Below are 17,250 nucleotides of genomic sequence, written 5' to 3'. Positions count from 1 at the left end.
GGACACTCACGGCACGGCCTGCGGCCTGCGGTCTGCGGCCTGTGGGGCCCGCACCTCAAGGTGCGGGCCCCACTGCACAGCTGCATGCCCGGGTCATCCGGGCATGGTGGTCTCGACCGTCAGAGGCCGAACTCCTGCGGCGAGACGCCGAGTGCCGCGCACGCCTCGCGCAGGACCTGTTCCTCGGCCGGGGCGATGTACCCGTCCGCGCCCGCGACGACGAAACCGGTCTGGATGACCGCCTTGGCCTCCATCGGCTTCTTCGACGCCTTGGCGATCTCCTGCATGGCCTCGGTCTTGCCCTGCTGGAAGTTGAACGTCAGCTGGTCGACGTGCTTGTTGAAACGCTGCTGCAGCTGCTCGGGCGGGAAGTTCTTCAGGACGTCGTTCTGCAGGATCAGTGACTCCACGTGCTGCCGCTCGGCCGGGTCGACCGAGCCGTCGGCGGCCGCGACCAGGGCGCACATGGCCATGCTGGCGTCGCGGTAGGCGCCGCTCTTGAGCTCCGTCTTGAGCGAGGCGAGTTGCGACTTGAGCACGCCCACGAGCTGAGCCTTCGACCCCCCTCCGGACCCCGACCCCGACCCCGGACGTCCCTGACCGCCGGAGCTCCGTGCCCCCTGGGACTGCTGCTGCAGACCCTTGGCCTGGTCCTTGATCCGGTCCCACATCGCCATCCGTGCCACCTCTGCTACCAGTTCGCTCGTCCGCGCGCGTTCCACGCGTCCTTCTGGCAACGCCTCCCCACCGCCCGAAGTTCCGCGCCCGGCTGCTCTGAAGAGTGACGCAGACGCGGAACCTCAACACGAACGGGTACGGGCCTTGCGCGAGCCGGTGGAGGGCCGTGCTGTCGCTCTCCGCACCCGCCAGTTCGAGGTCGTCGGCCGGTGTGTTCACGTGTTGCCTCGACGCGGCTGCCGATCCGCTGAAACCCTCTACAGGGTCAGGAGCAGGTCGAACATGTCTTTGCCGAAGAGCGAGCCGTGCAGGTCGCCCGTGACCTGGGTGCCGTTGATCGCCACCGTGGGCGTGCTGGGGCCGCGGGGGGTCGTCTCCGCCCGTCGCCTCGAACTCCTCCACCACCGGGCAGCGCGGATCCTCGTACAGCCGGACCGCGGTCGGCGCGGCCGGGTCCCCGCATCGCCTCCCCTTGATCGCGCAGACTCTAAGCGCTCAAGGTCACGGTCCGCACCGCGATTTCGGCCGTCGGCCGTCGGCCGTGTGTGTTGCGACGCGTGCGGAGCGGCGCCCCGGAGAGAATCGGGGACGCACCAGCCCTCATCTGCCGACAGGAGTCGCCGATGTCCATCCGCCGGGCCATGCCCGACATCCGAACCGAGGCCATGGAGGAGAGCCGGGACTTCTACGGACTCCTGGGTTTCGAGGAGGTCATGAACCTCGGCTGGGTCATGACGCTCGGCTCCCCCTCCAACCCCACCGCCCAAGTCACCTTCATGAGCCACGACAAGAGCGCTCCCGTCGTGCCCGACATGAGTGTGGAGGTGGACGACGTGGACGCGGTCTACGCAGCGGTGCGCGAGAGTGGCGCGGAGATCGTGCACCCCCTGCAGGACGAGGAGTGGGGAGTGCGCCGGTTCTTCGTGCGTGATCCCAATGGGCAGGTCGTCAATGTGGTGAGCCATCGGTGACCTCGACGCCGGCACTCCGTCGTTCTACGCGGCGCTTCACGCGTCGAGGCCGCCCCGCTTCACCAACTGGCTCGCGATGACGTTGCGTTGGATCTCGTTCGTGCCCTCGCCGACGATCATCAGCGGGGCGTCACGGAAGTAGCGTTCTACGTCGAACTCGGTGGAGTAGCCGTAACCGCCGTGGATCCGGACGGCGTTGAGCGCGATCTGCATGGCGGTCTCGGAAGCGAAGAGCTTGGCCATGCCCGCCTCCATGTCCACGCGACGGCCCGCGTCCGCCTCTTGGGCGGCGTACAGGGTGAGCTGGCGTGCGGCGGTCAGCGATGTGGCCATGTCGGCCAGGTAGTTGCCGATCGACTGGTGCTTCCAGATCGGCTCGCCGAAGGTCTCGCGCTCCTGGGCGTAGGCCAAGGAGTCCTCGAACGCGGCCCGGCCGACCCCGAGTGCGCGCGCTGCGACCTGGAGCCGTCCGGTCTCCAACCCCTTCATCATCTGCGCGAAGCCCTTTCCCTCGACCCCGCCCAGTACGGCGTCGGACGGCGCCCGGTAGTCGTCGAACGACAGCTCGCAGCTCTCCACACCCTTGTAGCCGAGCTTGGGCAGGTCGCGCGAGACCGTCAGGCCGGGGCCGTGCTCGACCAGCAGGATCGAGATGCCCTTGTGGGCGGGGGTGGCAGCCGGGTCGGTCTTGCACATCAGGGCGATCAGGCCGGACCGGCGGGAGTTGGTGATCCAGGTCTTCGCCCCGTTGATCACGTATCCGTCCGCGTCCCCGCCCCCATCGATGTACGTGCCCGTGGACTTGCGGGCGTACGTGCGCATCGCCTGGAGGTCCGAACCGCCGCCCGGCTCGGTCAGCGCCATGGTCGCCCGGATCTCGCCGGTGGCCATCTTGGGCAGATAGCGGCGCTTCTGCTCCTCCGTACCGAAGTGGAGCAGCAGCTTCGCTACCACGGTGTGGCCGCCCATCGCACCGGCCAGGCTCATCCAGCCGCGGGAGAGCTCCTCGGTGACGAGGACGTAGCAGGGCGTGGAGACCGGGGTGCCGCCGAACTCCTCGGGGACGGCAAGGCCGAAGATGCCGAGCCGCTTCATCTGCTCGATCAGGGCTTCGGGGTAGGTGTCGGCGTGCTCCAGCTCCTGGACGACCGGCTTCACCTCCTTGTCGACGAAGTCCCGCACCGTGCTGACGACGGACTGCTCGTCCTCGGACAGGATGTCGAGAGTGCTCATGCTGTGACGCTCCTCGTTGAGTGGCAGGGTTGTGGCGAGTGGCAGGGTTGTGCGAGTGGCATGGCTGTGTCGCAAAGGTCCTGGTGAAGCCCTGCTGAGGCCTCTGGAACCGCACTTCAGGCGACGGGCTCGCGGATGCATCACCCTGACCTTCCTGGCCACACTCCTCGTACGGAAACCCTCCCGCGACTCCCTCCCGGAAGAGCCGACCCAGGCACCCGCAGCCCAGGCCCAGCCGGCTACGGCTACGGCTACGGCTACGGCTACGACAACGGCCCAGCTGCCCTGACCATGTCCCCCCTGCCGCCATCGCGGACACACCCCGATCGAGGACTGAGAGACGATGCACCCCACCCCGCCCCCGCTCAGCTCGTACGTGGACACGTGGAACCCCGGCCCGGTCACGGACGCGGACCCCCTGGACCCCGCCCCGGTGGCGGCCCTCTCGGCGGCCCTGGACCTGCCCGACGCCGCCGCCACAGCCGGTGGCTCCCTCCCTCCGCTGTGGCAGTGGCTCTACTTCCTGGGCTTCCCCGCACAGCGCGAACTGGGCGCCGACGGCCACCCCCTGCACGGCCACTTCCTGCCCCCTCTCCCCCACCGGCAGCGCATGTGGGCCGGCGGCCGCTGCGAGATCACCGAACCGCTGCGCCTGGGCGAGCCCGCCGAACGCGTCAGCAGCCTCAGCTCGGTCACCGCCAAGCACGGCCACACCGGGGAGATGCTCTTCGTCACCGAGCGCCGCGAGTTCCGCCAGCACGGCCGCGCCTGCCTGGTCGAGGAACAGGACATCGTCTACCGCTCCGGACGCACCGCGGGTCAGCACCCCGTCGTCCTCGACACCTCCGCGCTCCCGGACGCCGACGCACCCTGGCAGCTGCCCCTGCGCCCGGACCCGACGCTGCTCTTCCGGTTCAGCGCCCTGACCGCCAACGCCCACCGCATCCACTACGACGCCCCTTACTGCCGGGGCGAAGAGGGCTACCCCGGCCTCGTCGTGCACGGCCCGCTGCTGGCCCTGCTCATGCTGGAGCTGGCCCGCCGCAACGCCCCCGCACGGCGGGTGGCCACGCTGTCCTACCGGCTCCGGCGGCCGGTGTTCGCCGGCGAGCACCTGGCGGCCTGCGGCACACCCTCCGACGACCGCGCCGAGCTGCGCATCGCCACCCACCGCGAAGCCCGGCACGCCACCGCCGAGGTGACGTACGCATGAGGCGGGAATTGCGGTGGGCCCGGTCCGTCCTGGAAGCCGGGGAATCGGTCACCGCGGTCGACGGACAGATGGTCGACAAGCCGGTCCTGGATGGCGCCCGGCGCATGCTCGACACGTCATGAGACGCGCCATGAGACGCATCGTCAACGGTTTTTGGGGCCGCACACAACAAAGGCAAGGAGCGTCCGCGCTCCTTGCCACTCTCAACTTATAGCGCATGGGGGGCCTTGCGGCAAGACCCGGGTCATACCGCAGAATCATCGGCCTAAGGCAGAACTCAGCGAAATGAGAGTCACGAAGTGCGTGTGTTGTCGTCGCCATTCCGGCACGTCCTCAACGTCGAAACCAACTTCGTGAATGGGGGTCTCACGTGATTGACGTAATCGTGGTCGGCGGCGGTCCGACCGGTCTGATGCTGGCGAGCGAGCTGCGCCTGCACGGTGTGCACACCGTCGTGCTGGAGAAATTGACGGAGGCGACCCCGCAGTCCCGCGGGCAGGGCCTGCACGCGCGCAGCGTCGAAGTGATGGACCAGCGTGGCCTGTTGGAGCGGTTCCTGGCGGTCAATGAGAAGTTCCAGGTCGGCGGGTTGTTCGGCGGCATCATGAAGCCGTGGCCCGACCGGTTGGACACGGGTCACCCGTACGGCGTCGCCACTCCGCAGCCGGTCACCGAGCGGCTGCTCCACGAGCGTGCCGTCGAGCTCGACACCGACATCCGGCGCGGCAGCGAAGTGGTCGGGCTGCGCCAGGACGAGGAAGGGGTGAGTGTCGACCTCGCGGACGGCACCCAGCTGCGTTCGCGCTATCTCGTCGGGTGCGACGGCGGCCGCAGCGCCGTGCGCAAGCTGCTCGGCGTCGATTTCCCCGGCCTGCCCGCCACGGTCGAGACGCTCCTCGGCGAGATGGAGCTGACCGCGGACCTGGCGACGATCACCGCCGTCGTCGAGGAAGTCCGCAGGACCCAGCTGCGCTTCGGAATCGCGCCCAGCGAGAACGGGTTGTACCGCGTCGTCGTCCCCGCCGACGGGGTCGCCGAGGACCGGGCGGTCGAGCCGACGCTCGACGACTTCAAGCAGCGGCTACAGGCGATCGCGGGCACCGACTTCGGCGTGCACTCGCCGCGCTGGCTCTCCCGGTTCGGCGACGCCACACGGCAGGCCGAGCGCTACCGGGTCGGCCGGGTCCTTCTGGCCGGTGACGCGGCGCACATCCACCCGCCGACCGGCGGGCAGGGGCTCAACCTCGGTGTGCAGGACGCGTTCAACCTCGGCTGGAAGCTGGCCGCGGCGGTCAACGGCTGGGCGCCGGAGGGGCTCCTCGACACCTACCACGGCGAACGGCACCCGGTGGGCGCCCGCGTCCTGGACAACACCCGCGCGCAGATCACGCTCCTGGGGACCGATCCGGGTGCGACCGCGCTGCGCGAGCTGTTCTCCAAGCTGATGGACTTCGAGGAGGTCAACCGGTACGTGACCGGGATGATCACCGCGGTCGACGTCCGCTACGACTTCGGCGAGGGCCACGAACTGCTCGGCCTGCGCATGCGGGACGTACAGCTGAAGCAGAGCCGTCTCTACGAGCTGATGCACGAGGGGCGCGGCCTGCTGCTCGACCAGACCGGCAGGCTCTCCGTCGCCGGGTGGGCCGACCGGATCGACCATGTCGTCGACGTCAGCGAGGAACTGGACGTGCCTGCCGTGCTGCTGCGGCCTGACGGCCATGTGGCGTGGGTCGGCGACGATCAGCAGGATCTGCTCGACCACCTGCCGTCGTGGTTCGGCGCACCGAACAACGAGGGTCGGGGTACGGGCGCCTAGACGCCCGTCCGGGTGGGCGTGGGCGCCTGGTCGCCCACCCGGCGCTCAGCCGACCTGCGTGTGGAACTGCACGAGGCGCTGCTGGACGAGGTTCACCGTGCCGCGCTGGCGGCCCGGCACACGGCGTCGCAACGCGACCAGCGCCGGGCCGAGTTCGCGCACGGTGTCCGGGTCGCGGATCTGCTCCCACTGGTGGTGGGCCAGGTCCGCGGCGGCCTCGACGTCCGGGGCGTCGGGGGCCTGGCCTGCCGTGATGCGGGTGGAGACCACGGCGAGCCAGATCTCGCAGCTGCGGGCCGGGTCCTTGGCGAAGATCGCCAGATGTCCGCGGACCTCCATCCAGTGCACCACCTCGAGCGAGGAGGGCCCGTGCGTACGCAGCGCCTCCCGCTCCCAGGCCGCCGCCATGGCCGCGGCCTCGCCGTGCCGCCCCGCTTCCACGGCCTTGGTGATGGCCGCGTGCGGGTCGGAAGCGGTGGTCGGCGGCGTCGTGGATGGGGGCGCGGAAGGGGCCGCACCCGGTGTGGGGCCCTGCTGTTGGGCGGGCACCGGCACCGGCACCGGCACCAAGTTGGGCATACCCCCGTGACCGCCCGCGTGGAAAGCGGCGGCAGGGTCGGCGGACAGCACGATGTCGGTCGCGCTCTCCTCCAACACCTGGGCGGCGACGTGCTGATGCAGGTCCGGCAGCGGCGGCCGGTGTCCGCTGCGCAGGACCGTGGCCAGCGCCTTCATGTACGAGGGCGTCGCGACGGCACGCCGGCCGGGCGACGGGGCGATCCGCCCGTACAGCGCCACGCCCGCCCCCACCTCCAGGGGGCGCCGCGCCAACTGCTGCCAGCTGTCCGTGTCGGCGTGCAGATCGGCGATGACGGTCGTGCTGCCCGGCGCGCGCAGCCGCAGCTCCTGGGCGATCCAGTGCCAGGGGAATCCGGTGTAGCGCACCGTCGCCGCCGTGGTCCGCGCGAGCGCCACATGCTGGAGTTGCTGACGGCGATCGAGATGCAACTGCCCGACCAGGTACACCGTCAAAGGCCCCGGCGCCATCGCGGCCGCGCGCAGCCGGGTGAGCACGGTCTGCGGGTCCAGCGGGTCCGCCAGCTCCACGACGCTCGCCGTCGCGGTCCCCGCGAGCACCGCGGGCGACACCGCCGCGAGCACGGGCAGCACGGAGGCCGCATCCACCATACGGGCCTTGCCGACCGGCGCCGCCGCAATCAGCAGCGCGGTCCCGGGCACCGTTCCCTCCCCATCAGTCACCAGTGCACCGTATCCGCTGCTCATCCCATGAGCGGCAGCGGGAAGACGATCGGCACCGGACGAAGCATGGCAAGCCCGACATCGACTGCTCCCCGCGGCCCGGCCCGCCCACTCATCACGCCACCGCTCACCGCACCACTTCGAGCGCCCGCTCGCCGCAGAGGGGTGTCGGGCCGTGGATGGCGGGTATGCGGGGTGTGCTCCAGGCAGCGGACAGTGCTGTCGGAGCCTGCGGCCGCCGCCGAATTCGGCGGCGGCGGCCGCGGCGCTCCCGGGGGCAGGCTCCCCCTGACGCCCCAGGAGCAGGTGTCCGCACCGGCTGCTGACCGGGGAACCGCGGGAGTGGCCCCCTGGTGCAACAACCGGTGGGACAGGCCGGTGTCCGTGCGTCCGCTGCAAGGAGTACGGAACCGGCAGCCTGAGTTGCCGACGCGCCTGCCGCCCGGCGCCGGAGCGTGAGCGGTGCGGTCGGGCCGTTCCGGGGGCTGGGGGCGGGCCTCGGCGCCAGGGTAGAACGAGCGGGCAGGGGCGGACAACGCCTTTCCGACCTCCGAGACGACCATGCCCATCGGGAATCAGGCCGCGCATGCGCTCTGCGGCCGGGTCGAATTCCCGGGGCCCTGCCCAGCGTTGTCGCACGAACGGGTGATTGAGGACCGCTCGGCGCTGGAAGCATTGATTCCGTCCGGAGGCGACCCTGTTCGCGCCGGCCGCCACCGATGAGTTCCCGCGTATGCCGCAGTCAGTACCCCTGTGACCGCGAAGATGAAGCGGCAGCAAGCGGCAGAGCCACAATCAACCAGGAGATCTTGAGATGCGTACGTTGATCAGCACCGCCTTCGTCTCGCTCGACGGCGTCGTGGAGGCTCCGGGCGGCGAGCCCGGGTATCGCAACTCCGGCTGGACCTTCAAGGACATCGAGTTCGTCCCGGAGGCGTACGAGATCAAGGGCCGGGAGCAGCAGGAGGCCGCGGCGTTGCTGCTCGGCCGAGTCAGCTACGAGGCGTTCAGCCCCGTCTGGCCGGGCATGGAGGAGTTCGCCGACTACAAGGTGATGCCGAAGTACGTCGTCTCCACCAGCCTCACCGACGGCGACCTGGTGTCGGACTGGGGCGAGACCACCATCCTGCGCTCCCTCGACGACGTGGCCACCCTGAAGAAGACCGAGGGCGGCCCGATCATCGTGCACGGCAGCGCCACCCTCAACCGCAACCTCTCCGACGCCGGTCTCATCGACCGCTACCACCTGCTCGTCTTCCCGCTGCTGCTGGGCGCGGGCAAGCGGCTGTTCAGCGACACGGACAAGGACACCCAGAGGCTGAAGCTCGTCGAGCACGAGGCATACGCGAACGGCCTCCAGAAGAACGTCTTCGACGTCATCCACTGACGCCCCGCCGCCGCCTCCTCCTTCTAGCTTCTAGCCGCCCCGTACGACACAGTCCTCCGGCTGTGGTCTGCCCGTCGGCCAGGCCAGGCCCACGAACTCCAGTGTGCCCGGGCCCGCCTTCGTGCCCGGTTTCAGCTCGACCACCGCCAGCGGCTTGTCGTACGGGTTGCCTGCCTTGGTGAGGCAGATGCGGCCGCTGGTGCCGTTCACGCGGTTCTTCGACTGCATCGTGGCCCAGCGGTTGCCCACCTGTTCGGCGGAGGGGGTCGGCTGCCCGGTGGGCTTCGCGCCGCGGATCGCCTCGACCGCGGTGCGTACCCCGTCGTGCACCATCATGGTGCGGGAGTCGCCCAGTTGCACCTCGCCGATGTCGCGGTCCGCCGCCTTCAGGGCGGTGACCGTGGCCTCCAGTCCCGCCAGCTCGGCCATCGGGTCGCGCAGCGAGCCGGGGGCCTTGGAGGCGGGCGGTTTCTTGCCGGTGCGTTTCTCCTCGCGCTTCTGCCATTCCCGCACCTCGGTGCGCCAGGAATCGGGGTGGGCGGGCGCCGCGTACTGCACGGTCAGGCGGGGTGTGCCGGAGCTGTCGCGGAGTTCGGCCCAGTCCGCGTCGGTCATCCGGTTGTTCAGCGAGGCCGCGTCCGAGCCGGAGACCACGGTGAACCTCCGCTCCGCGCAGGCCTCCTTGGCCAGGCGCTTGAGGAACAGCCGCAGATGTGTCGAGCGGCCCGCGAAGTAGACCGTGTCCGCGCCCGAGTTGCAGATCGTGTTGACGGTCGGCCGGAACTGGTTGTCGACGTCGCCCGGGTCGGCGACTCCGGGGGACGTGAAGGTCATGTCGTCGGGGCCGGGCGGGCCGTCCTCCGGGAGCCGCTGGAAGGCGCGGGCGAGTGAGCGTACGTAAGGGTCGGGGCGGGTGTCGCGGACCAGCACCGTCTGGCGGTCCTTGCGGCTGCCGTTGTAGGCGGCCAGCGCCCGGGCCTGCTCCTCGTTGGTGGGGATGATGCGGGCGAGGCCCCTGAAGTCGTACGTTCCGTCCTTGCTCTCCCGGTTGGCGAGGGTGCTCGCCGACGCCCTGGCCACCAGGACCGGCACCTGCTGCTCGGTGAGGCTGTGCACCGCCTCCCTGGTGGCGTCCAGGGAGAGGTTGAACCCGGTCACCGCGCGCAGGTTGTCCCGCTCGGAGCGGGCCATCCGCACCAGGTCGGGCACCACCTCGTCCTGCCGCAGGAAGTCCTTGCCGGGGTTGGCCAGGACCAGGCGCACCACCGGCTTCCCCGGCTCCCTGTTGGCGCGGTACTGCGCCAGGAAGGCACCCTGAAGCTCGCTGCGCAGCTGGCGCCGCTCGGCCCGCGAGTCGGGCTGGAGCGGGAGCATCATCGCCACGGTGACGTGCGGCTGCTCGTCGATGCGGCGGTTCTCCTGGGCGATCCGGGCCGCGACCGGGGCTATCTCCGGCTCCCCGAAGTCGTAGCCGGAGCCGTTGACGCCGATGCACTCGCCGCCGGACTCGGTGACGCCGTCGGCGCAGCTGCCCGCCCCCTCGGTCAGCCGTGAGACCAGGACGTACGCCCCGAACGCGAGGAGGGCCGCCACCGCGCAGGTGATGATCTTCTTCAGGAGCGTGTTCCACAGCTGCTCGTGCAGCCAGTCGGCGGCGCTCTGCAACATCCGCTCAGTTCCCCTCTCCGATGTGGGCCGTACAGGAACAGGACTGCAGCGGCTGCCGGTTGCGGGCGCGGCGATCCCAGCGACCGGCCCGCGCGGTCAGCACGGGCGCGGCCCCGGCGTACTCCCGGGCCAGCTCCCGCAGCAGCTGCGCCATGCGGTCCGCCGCGGCGATGTCCGGCGGCCGGGTGCGCTCCTCGCACAGCCACACGGCGTGCAGCAGCTCGTCCAGCTGGCGCTCCAGCTTGGTGCCGTCGACCCGGGCGACCCTCATGCGCGCGTGCCGCTCGTCGTGGCCGCCGGGCGAGGGGGCCTGGGCGAGCGCGAGCAGCTGGTCGCACCACTCCTCCGCGCCCACTCCGTCCAACGGGAACTTGGCGGCTAGGTGGTGCACGGCCCGCTCGGGGCCGTTGGCGACCAGGTCGTGGTTGAGGCCGTGGGCCGCTGTGGTGCCGAAGGCCCGGTCGGGGGATTCGGGGCGGCTGCGGTAGTGGGCGTGCAGCAGGCTGTGGTTGCGGCGCCATTCGCCGCCCGCGTCCGGCGGCCCGTGCAGCCTGCTCATCAGCAGCTGCCGCAGGCCGAAGTCGCCGATGAAGTGCCGCTCGCAGACGGGCCAGCCGCTTTCGAGCAGATAGCGCCCCACCTCGTCCGCGGTGAGCCCGCCGGCCAGCTGTTCCAGCTGCGGGCCGCGCAGCAGGGCTCGGGCGCAGTCCCCGGTGTGGGCGACCGACAGCTGGGTCAGCAGGTCCAGCCAGCGGTCGGTGTGCTCGACGGGCAGCCGCTCGGGCAGCTGTCGGAGCACCAACTCGGCCAGCAGCACGTCCCGTACGGCGCGCGGCTCCCCGTCGAGCCCCGCGGGCTGGTCGAGGAGCTCGCGGTCGTTGTCCAGCTCCGGCAGCTCCCCGGCCGCCTCGACCAGCCGCTGCACCATCCGCGGCCGACGGCAGGTCAGCCGGTGCACCGCGCTCTGCGCCCGGCGCAGCCGCGCCGCCTCCGGTGCGCCACCCGTGTGCTGCTGCAGCTCCTTGTGGATGTGCTCGGTGGTCAGCCGCGGCATCCGCACCAGCAGCACGCCCTGCCCCAACCGGCCGCGTGCGATGAGCCGTTGCCAGCCGGGCGGCTCGTCCTGATCCGGCCGGTAGCCGGCCAGGCCCTCGGTGCGCGGTTCGTCGGCCAGGAACAGCGGTTCGGCCATCCGCTCGCTCGCCACGAGCACCGTGCGCTCGCGGTGGCCGTCGGCCCGGTCGGTGAGCGCCGCCGCCAGAAGTGCCCGGCCCACCGGCCAGTTGGCGTGCTGGAGCAGTACGGCGGGGCGGCCGACCCGGGTGAGCGCGGCGCCGATTCCGGTGTAGGCGGCGTCCAGGTCCTCGCGCAGCGCACGGAAGAGGAAGCCTTCCGCGAACTTCCTCTCCTCGCCGCCCTGTTGGAAGTCGTGGGCGAGCAGCCGCAGGCCGGTACCCGCGCTGCCCACGGCGCCGGGATAGTCGCCGTAGGTGGCGCGCACCGGTTCGGCGCCGGTGCTCGCCAGTTTCTCCAGGAACTCCGTGAGCGCGGCGCCCACCAGCGGCGCCGCCGCGGGGGCGACCACCCCGGCGAGCGCGGAGAGGTAGCCGGTCAGCACGTTGCGCATGAACCGGCCGAGCGCCTTGCGCGGCTGCAACAGCGCCCGGTAGCGGGCCAGTTCCTGCTCCAGCTCGCGCCGCCGCAGCCGTGCGCCGGCCGCCACCGCCGCCATCCCGGCGAAGAAGCGGGGCGTGGGCAGCGCCCCGCCGGGCCCCTCCCACTCACTCATGCGCAGGGCGACGTCGTACATCGTCTCCGTCGTCTCCGAGCGGCAGGGCGGCCGCCGGGCGGCCTCCTCCGCGTACCGCGCGTCCGCGCAGTCCACGTACGCCACCGGCACCTTGCGCCCGAACCGGTCGCGCAGCAGCTCCAGGAGCCGTTGCTTGCCCATGCCGGGGCCGCCGGTGAGCAGCACGACGGGCAGGTCGGGCCCGTACAGAAGCTTCTCGTCGCGCCCCCGGGCGTTCCGGCCGAGGAGCCTGGGAAAGAACCCGCCGTCCTCGATGAGCCCCTCGAATCCCAGCTCCCGGCTCACCGGCTTACCCCCGTGCCGTAAGTGGCCGCTGTGCGGCGGGTGGTCGATGTCGCACGGAGCGTACTGGGCATGCCTTCCGATTACATCAACTTTCCGGCATGAAAGGTCAGTTGGCGTGTTGCACCGGGCCCGGCAGAGTTTCCCTCAGAGCTGTGGCAGTCGCTCCCCCGGCACCGGCGAGCGGCGCTCCTCGAGCCAGAAGAGATAGATCCGCAGGTGCGCGGCCGACTCGCCGTCGAGGTACGCGGCGTAGTCGCGGGCGGCAGCGGCTGTGCCCTGACCCGATGCGGCGTCGTCCGCCTCCCACTTCTCGCGCCCCTCCGCGAGGTACTGGCGGATCTGCCCCCTGTCGCGCCACCACTGCCGTACGGCTGTCGGCGTCCAGTGCGCGTCGCCGTCACAGCCGTAGCCGCCGAAGGCCTCCGCCTCGGCGGCGTCGACCAACTGCCGGAGCTCGTCCGGCGTTCGAGGTTGGCGGTAGACGTACTCGGTGAAGTACTCGCCCTCGTAGAGCACGAGGCCCGGCGCGTGGATCCGGCCCGTGCCGCAGTTGTCGGTGTCCGCCCCGTAGAAGGGTCCGGGCACGTTGAGCCACTTCCGGTCGGGCCACGTCCCGCGGAAGAACGGGCGCGCGTCGCCGAGCCGGGCCACGGGGTCGAAGTAGAGATCCACAGCGGAAGCGTAACCAGGGCCCGGAAGGGAGCGGCCTGTCGTCGCTTGCCCAAAGGGTGGCTGCGCACGGCGCGTTGCGGCTATCGTCCCGGGTAAGCGGTCGCTTAGCCGCTGTCGGTGTCGTGCCCGGCGGCGGCGTACGGAGAGAGGCAGGGAGCCTGTGCCGGTCGTCGATGCGTGGATGCAGCACCCCACGCTCCGCCACTCCAACCACGAGATGTTCGAGTCGTTGCGTCGGTGGACGGGGATGGAGCTGCTGGAGGAGCCGCTGCCGGTCGAGGTCACCGTGGCCGCGCTGGCCGCGGCGGACGTCGAGACCGGCCTCTCGGCCGCCTGGTACGGGCCGCAGGGGCCGCTGATCAGCAACGACGAGGTGGCCGAGTTCGTCGCCCGGTCCGCCGGACGGCTGCGCGGAGTGGCCGGCGTCGACCTCACCCGACCCGTCCGGGCCGTGCGGGAGCTGCGCCGCGCGGTGGAGGAACTCGGCTTCGCGGCCCTGCGGATCGTGCCCTGGCTGTGGCAACTCCCGCCCACCGACCGGCTGTACTACCCCCTGTACGCCGCCTGCGTCGAGCTCGGCATCCCGTTCTGCACCCAGGTCGGGCACACCGGTCCGCTGCGCCCCTCCGAGACCGGCCGACCCATCCCGTACATCGACCAGGTCGCGCTCGACTTCCCCGAACTGACCATCGTCTGCGGCCACATCGGATACCCCTGGACCACCGAGATGATCGCGGTGGCCGACAAGCACGCCAACGTCCACATCGACACCAGCGCCTACACCACCCGCCGCTACCCGCCCGAGCTGGTCGACTACCTGCGCGGCCGGGGCCGCGGGAAGGTGCTGTTCGGCTCCAACTACCCCATGATCACGCCGGCCAAGGCGCTGGAGCACCTGGCGGAACTGGACCTGGACGAGCAGACCACGGAGCTGTTCCTGTCCGGCAACGCACGGCGGGTCTTCGCTCTCTGACGTCGATGAGAGCGACCTGAGCAATTCCCCAGATGCCCAACTCCACCACCCCGAAGCCAGATCCGAGGGCGAGGAGAACAATGCAGAAGGCCGCGACAATCACGACGATCTGCACAACAAGAGACTTCATCAGTATTCCCCCCGCGTAAGACGCCACTAACGGCACACCCTTCGCTTTTCCAGTACTGCAAAACGTGCGCTTTGGCCCATGAGGCCGCCGCTCTCTTCTCAGGCGTTTCGGCCGTGTTCGGCCACCGCGATTCGAGCCAGTTTTGTCAGCATCATGCCGTTGCGGACCGCGACCACATAGTCCACGGGCAGGCCGTGCATGCGGGTTCCCGGGCCTCGCAGCGGGTGCCAGTCAAGGATGAGAAGGGTGTGCTCGCCCCAGGGGATCAGGTTCATGGCGATGCGGGCCGCGCCGAAAGGACCCGCCTTCGCCTCCAGCTGCAGGCGGCTCTCCGGTTCGCTGATGCGGACGACGACGGTGTCGTCCAGGACCAGCGGGCCGACGCCGACCCGCACCCGCAGGCGGGCGCCCACCGCCGGCCAGTGCGGGTCCGCGGCCAGGACCTCCTGCGTTCCCGTCACCCACTCCCCGTACCGGTGGCCGTCGGACAGCAGGCTCCAGACCTCGGCCGGTGAGGCCAGGATCAGGCGGCGGTTCCGGGACACGCTGACCACACTCCTCCTGGGGGATCTGGCACGATTTTCGCACTTTGTCACCTGCGGCACCCATCGAGAGCGCTCCTGCTGGGCCGGACGGCCTGTGCGAGGGTGGCGGGGAGGGTGACCCGTACCTCGATTGCCTCGATCTCCTCCGACGCAAGGAGCCGCATGCCCCCGGCAGCCACCACAGCGAACCTGGCCCTGGACGTGACCTCGGGGGTGAAGACGCGCGACCTCGAGGCTCTCTACCAGGACCTGCATCGCCACCCCGAGCTCTCCTTCCAGGAGCACCGCACCGCCGGGGTCATCGCCGAACGGCTGCGCGGCGCCGGGTACGCGGTGACCACCGGCGTGGGCGGCACCGGCGTCGTGGGTGTCCTGGAGAACGGCGACGGGCCCGTGGTGTGGCTGCGCGGCGACATGGACGCGCTGCCCGTCACGGAGACCTCGGGACTGTCGTACGCCTCGACCGTCGACGGTGTCATGCACGCCTGCGGCCACGACATGCACATCACCTGGCTGGCCTTCGCCGCCGCAGCACTCGCGGCCGCCCGCGAGACCTGGACGGGCACCCTCGTGATCATCGGCCAGCCCGCCGAGGAAGCGGGCGGCGGCGCCAAGGCCATGGTCGACGACGGGGTGCACGAACGCTTCCCCCGCCCCGACGCCGTCTTCGGCCAGCATGTCGCCCCCGGCCCCGCCGGCTTCGTCTCCCACACCCCTGGGCTGATCATGTCGGCCGCGGACGACGTGCACATCGTGGTGCACGGCGTCGGTGGCCACGGCTCACGGCCCGAATCCACCGTCGATCCGGTGGTGACGGCCGCCTACATCGTCACGCGGCTGCAGACCGTCGTCTCCCGCGAGGTGTCCGCGACGGACACGGTCGTCCTCACCACGGGGCAGTTCAACGCCGGCCAGCGGCCCAACATCATTCCCTCGGAGGCCCGGCTCGGGCTGAGCCTGCGTACGCAGGACGTGCAGGTGCGCGAGCGGGTCCTGTCCGCCATTCGCCGCATCGTCGAAGGGGAGTGCCACGCCGCCGGGTGTCCGACGCCGCCCGAGGTGACCACCGGAGCCGGCTTCCCCGCCACGGTCAACGACGCCGCTCTGGACGCGGAGGTCGCGGCCGTCCATCGCGAACTGTTCGGCACGAACAGCGTGCTCGACTTCGGGCCCGCGATGGGCAGCGAGGACTTCTCCCTCCTCGCGCCCACCGGAGTGCCCTACGACTTCTGGTTCGTGCCCTCCACGCCCGAGGCCACCTGGCAGGCCGCCCCGGGTCAGGGACTCCGCGAGAAGATCACCGGGGTGCCGGGCAACCACAGCCCCCTGTTCGCCCCGGACCCCTCGGTCCTGCTGCCCGGCGTCCAGACGCTGGTGAGCGCCGCGCTGCACGGACTCGGCACCTGAGGCAGCGGCCGCCACGGTCAGCGGAAGGCCGCGTGACCGGTGAGCGCCTGGCCGAGGGCCAGCGTGTGCATCTCGCTCGTGCCCTCGTACGTCAGCACGGACTCCAGGTTGTTGGCGTGCCGGATCACCGGATACTCCAGCGAGATGCCGTTCGCGCCGAGGATCGTGCGCGCGGCGCGGCAGATCTCGATGGCCTCGCGTACGTTGTTCAGCTTGCCGAAGCTGATCTGCGCAGGGTGGACTCCGGCGGGCGAGTCCTTCAGGGCGGACAGGTGCAGGGCGGTCAGTGTCGCTTTGTGCAGCTCCAGGGCCATGTCCACCAGCTTCTGCTGCGTCAGCTGGAAGCCCGCGATCGGCCTGCCGAACTGTTCGCGCTCCAGGGCGTAGTCGCGCGCCGACCGCCAGGCCGAGCGGGCCGCGCCCGTGACACCCCAGACGATGCCGTAGCGCGCCTCGTTCAGGCAGGTGAGCGGGGCGCCGACACCGCGCGCCTCGGGGAGCCGCGCGGAGGCCGGCAACCGGACCGCGTCCAGGACGAGTTCACTGGTGACGGACGCGCGCAGTGACATCTTGTGCTTGATGACGGGAGCCGAGAATCCGGGGGTGTCGGTGGGCACGACGAAGCCGCGTACGCCGTCCTCGGTCCGCGCCCAGACGACGGCGACGGCCGCCACCGAACCGTTCGTGATCCACATCTTGCGGCCGTCGAGAACCCAGTCGTCGCCGTCGCGGCGGGCGCGGGTGGTCATGGCGGCCGGGTCGGAGCCGTGGTCGGGTTCGGTCAGGCCGAAGCAGCCGATGGCCGAGCCCTCCGCCATCCGCGGCAGCCACTCCCGCTTCTGCTCCTCGGAGCCGAAGCGGTGCAGGGCGAACATGGCCAACGAGCCCTGTACGGAGACGAAGGAGCGCAGGCCGGAGTCGGTCGCCTCCAGTTCGCGGCAGGCGATGCCGTACGCGCGCGCCGACATCCCGGCGCAGCCGTAGCCCTCCAGGTGCATGCCCAGCAGGCCCATCTTGCCGAATGCGCTGGCGAGTTCGGGCAGGTCGGGCAGCTCGCCGGACTCGAACCAGTCGGCGATGTGCGGCTCCACCTTGGCGTCGAGGTACTGGCGGACCGTGTCGCGCACGGCGCGCTCCTCGTCGGTGAGCAGGGCCTCCAGGTTCAACGGGTCGACGGCGTCGAGAGCGGGGAACGGCAT

Annotated in this window: 15 protein-coding genes; 7 read left to right on the top strand and 8 right to left on the bottom strand. The window is 70.9% G+C overall.

Translation table 11 applies throughout. The features are described 5' to 3' along the window. Positions 1–119: 119 nt before the first annotated feature. Positions 120–677 carry a tellurite resistance TerB family protein gene (locus tag ACZ6ZP_RS37035; protein ID WP_351171479.1) on the bottom strand — a complete coding sequence of 186 codons (558 nt, stop codon included), beginning with the start codon at positions 675–677 and terminating at the stop codon, positions 120–122. A gap of 624 nt (positions 678–1,301) precedes the next feature. Between ACZ6ZP_RS37035 and ACZ6ZP_RS37030 the strand changes: the two genes are divergently transcribed. Beyond that, a complete protein-coding gene (locus tag ACZ6ZP_RS37030) occupies positions 1,302–1,649 on the top strand; it encodes a VOC family protein (protein ID WP_366463499.1) in 348 nt (115 codons plus the stop codon). A 36-nt stretch (positions 1,650–1,685) separates the two neighbouring features. Here ACZ6ZP_RS37030 and ACZ6ZP_RS37025 read toward each other — a convergent pair whose 3' ends face one another. Further along, entirely contained in the window at positions 1,686–2,882 is a 1,197-nt protein-coding gene (locus ACZ6ZP_RS37025) for an acyl-CoA dehydrogenase family protein (RefSeq protein WP_469410183.1), read from the bottom strand. Between the two features lie 343 nt (positions 2,883–3,225). On the opposite strand from ACZ6ZP_RS37025, the gene ACZ6ZP_RS37020 reads away from it, so the two are divergent. From ACZ6ZP_RS37020 to rox, 3 genes are all read left to right on the top strand, one after another. Then, entirely contained in the window at positions 3,226–4,095 is an 870-nt protein-coding gene (locus ACZ6ZP_RS37020) for an HTD2 family dehydratase (RefSeq protein WP_361471616.1), read from the top strand. Next, entirely contained in the window at positions 4,092–4,217 is a 126-nt protein-coding gene (locus tag ACZ6ZP_RS37015) for a hypothetical protein (protein ID WP_351171494.1), read from the top strand. Before ACZ6ZP_RS37020 ends, ACZ6ZP_RS37015 begins: the two co-directional genes overlap by 4 nt. A 248-nt stretch (positions 4,218–4,465) precedes the next feature. Continuing rightward, the gene (gene rox / locus ACZ6ZP_RS37010; protein ID WP_469410182.1) at positions 4,466–5,914 is read left to right on the top strand and encodes a rifampin monooxygenase; all 1,449 of its coding nucleotides are present in this window, start codon (positions 4,466–4,468) and stop codon (positions 5,912–5,914) included. A 45-nt stretch (positions 5,915–5,959) separates the two neighbouring features. Here rox and ACZ6ZP_RS37005 read toward each other — a convergent pair whose 3' ends face one another. Beyond that, positions 5,960–7,153 (bottom strand): hypothetical protein, encoded by a 1,194-nt coding sequence (locus tag ACZ6ZP_RS37005; RefSeq protein ID WP_469410197.1) that lies wholly within the window; start codon positions 7,151–7,153, stop codon positions 5,960–5,962. An 835-nt stretch (positions 7,154–7,988) separates the two neighbouring features. Here ACZ6ZP_RS37005 and ACZ6ZP_RS37000 point away from each other — a divergent pair. Beyond that, entirely contained in the window at positions 7,989–8,561 is a 573-nt protein-coding gene (locus tag ACZ6ZP_RS37000; RefSeq protein WP_351171500.1) for a dihydrofolate reductase family protein, read from the top strand. Between the two features lie 30 nt (positions 8,562–8,591). Here ACZ6ZP_RS37000 and ACZ6ZP_RS36995 read toward each other — a convergent pair whose 3' ends face one another. The 3 genes from ACZ6ZP_RS36995 to ACZ6ZP_RS36985 all read right to left on the bottom strand — a co-directional run bounded on the left by ACZ6ZP_RS36995 (position 8,592) and on the right by ACZ6ZP_RS36985 (position 12,996). Then, complete coding sequence (locus ACZ6ZP_RS36995; protein ID WP_366463497.1) at positions 8,592–10,229, bottom strand: ABC transporter substrate-binding protein; 1,638 nt, start codon at positions 10,227–10,229, stop codon at positions 8,592–8,594. 4 nt (positions 10,230–10,233) lie between these two features. Further along, positions 10,234–12,324, bottom strand: coding sequence for a hypothetical protein (locus ACZ6ZP_RS36990; protein WP_469410181.1), 2,091 nt, complete (start codon positions 12,322–12,324; stop codon positions 10,234–10,236). A gap of 144 nt (positions 12,325–12,468) precedes the next feature. Then, positions 12,469–12,996, bottom strand: a complete 528-nt coding sequence (locus ACZ6ZP_RS36985; protein ID WP_469410180.1) for a ferredoxin — start codon at positions 12,994–12,996, stop codon at positions 12,469–12,471. Between the two features lie 160 nt (positions 12,997–13,156). Between ACZ6ZP_RS36985 and ACZ6ZP_RS36980 the strand changes: the two genes are divergently transcribed. Next, on the top strand, positions 13,157–13,969 hold the full coding sequence (locus ACZ6ZP_RS36980) for an amidohydrolase family protein (protein ID WP_469410179.1): 813 nt from the start codon (positions 13,157–13,159) through the stop codon (positions 13,967–13,969). 228 nt (positions 13,970–14,197) lie between these two features. Here ACZ6ZP_RS36980 and ACZ6ZP_RS36975 read toward each other — a convergent pair whose 3' ends face one another. Next, entirely contained in the window at positions 14,198–14,644 is a 447-nt protein-coding gene (locus tag ACZ6ZP_RS36975; protein ID WP_361471595.1) for an SRPBCC family protein, read from the bottom strand. Between the two features lie 162 nt (positions 14,645–14,806). Here ACZ6ZP_RS36975 and ACZ6ZP_RS36970 point away from each other — a divergent pair, with 162 nt between their 5' ends. Beyond that, positions 14,807–16,051, top strand: a complete 1,245-nt coding sequence (locus tag ACZ6ZP_RS36970) for an amidohydrolase (RefSeq protein WP_351171521.1) — start codon at positions 14,807–14,809, stop codon at positions 16,049–16,051. 17 nt (positions 16,052–16,068) lie between these two features. Here the strand turns inward: ACZ6ZP_RS36970 and ACZ6ZP_RS36965 are convergent, their stop codons facing one another. Further along, positions 16,069–17,250: an acyl-CoA dehydrogenase family protein gene (locus ACZ6ZP_RS36965; RefSeq protein WP_469410178.1), complete on the bottom strand. Its 1,182-nt coding sequence runs from the start codon at positions 17,248–17,250 to the stop codon at positions 16,069–16,071.

The sequence above is a fragment of the Streptomyces sp. NPDC054047 genome, from assembly GCF_055585065.1.
This window is presented reverse-complemented; position numbering and strand designations above follow the sequence as displayed.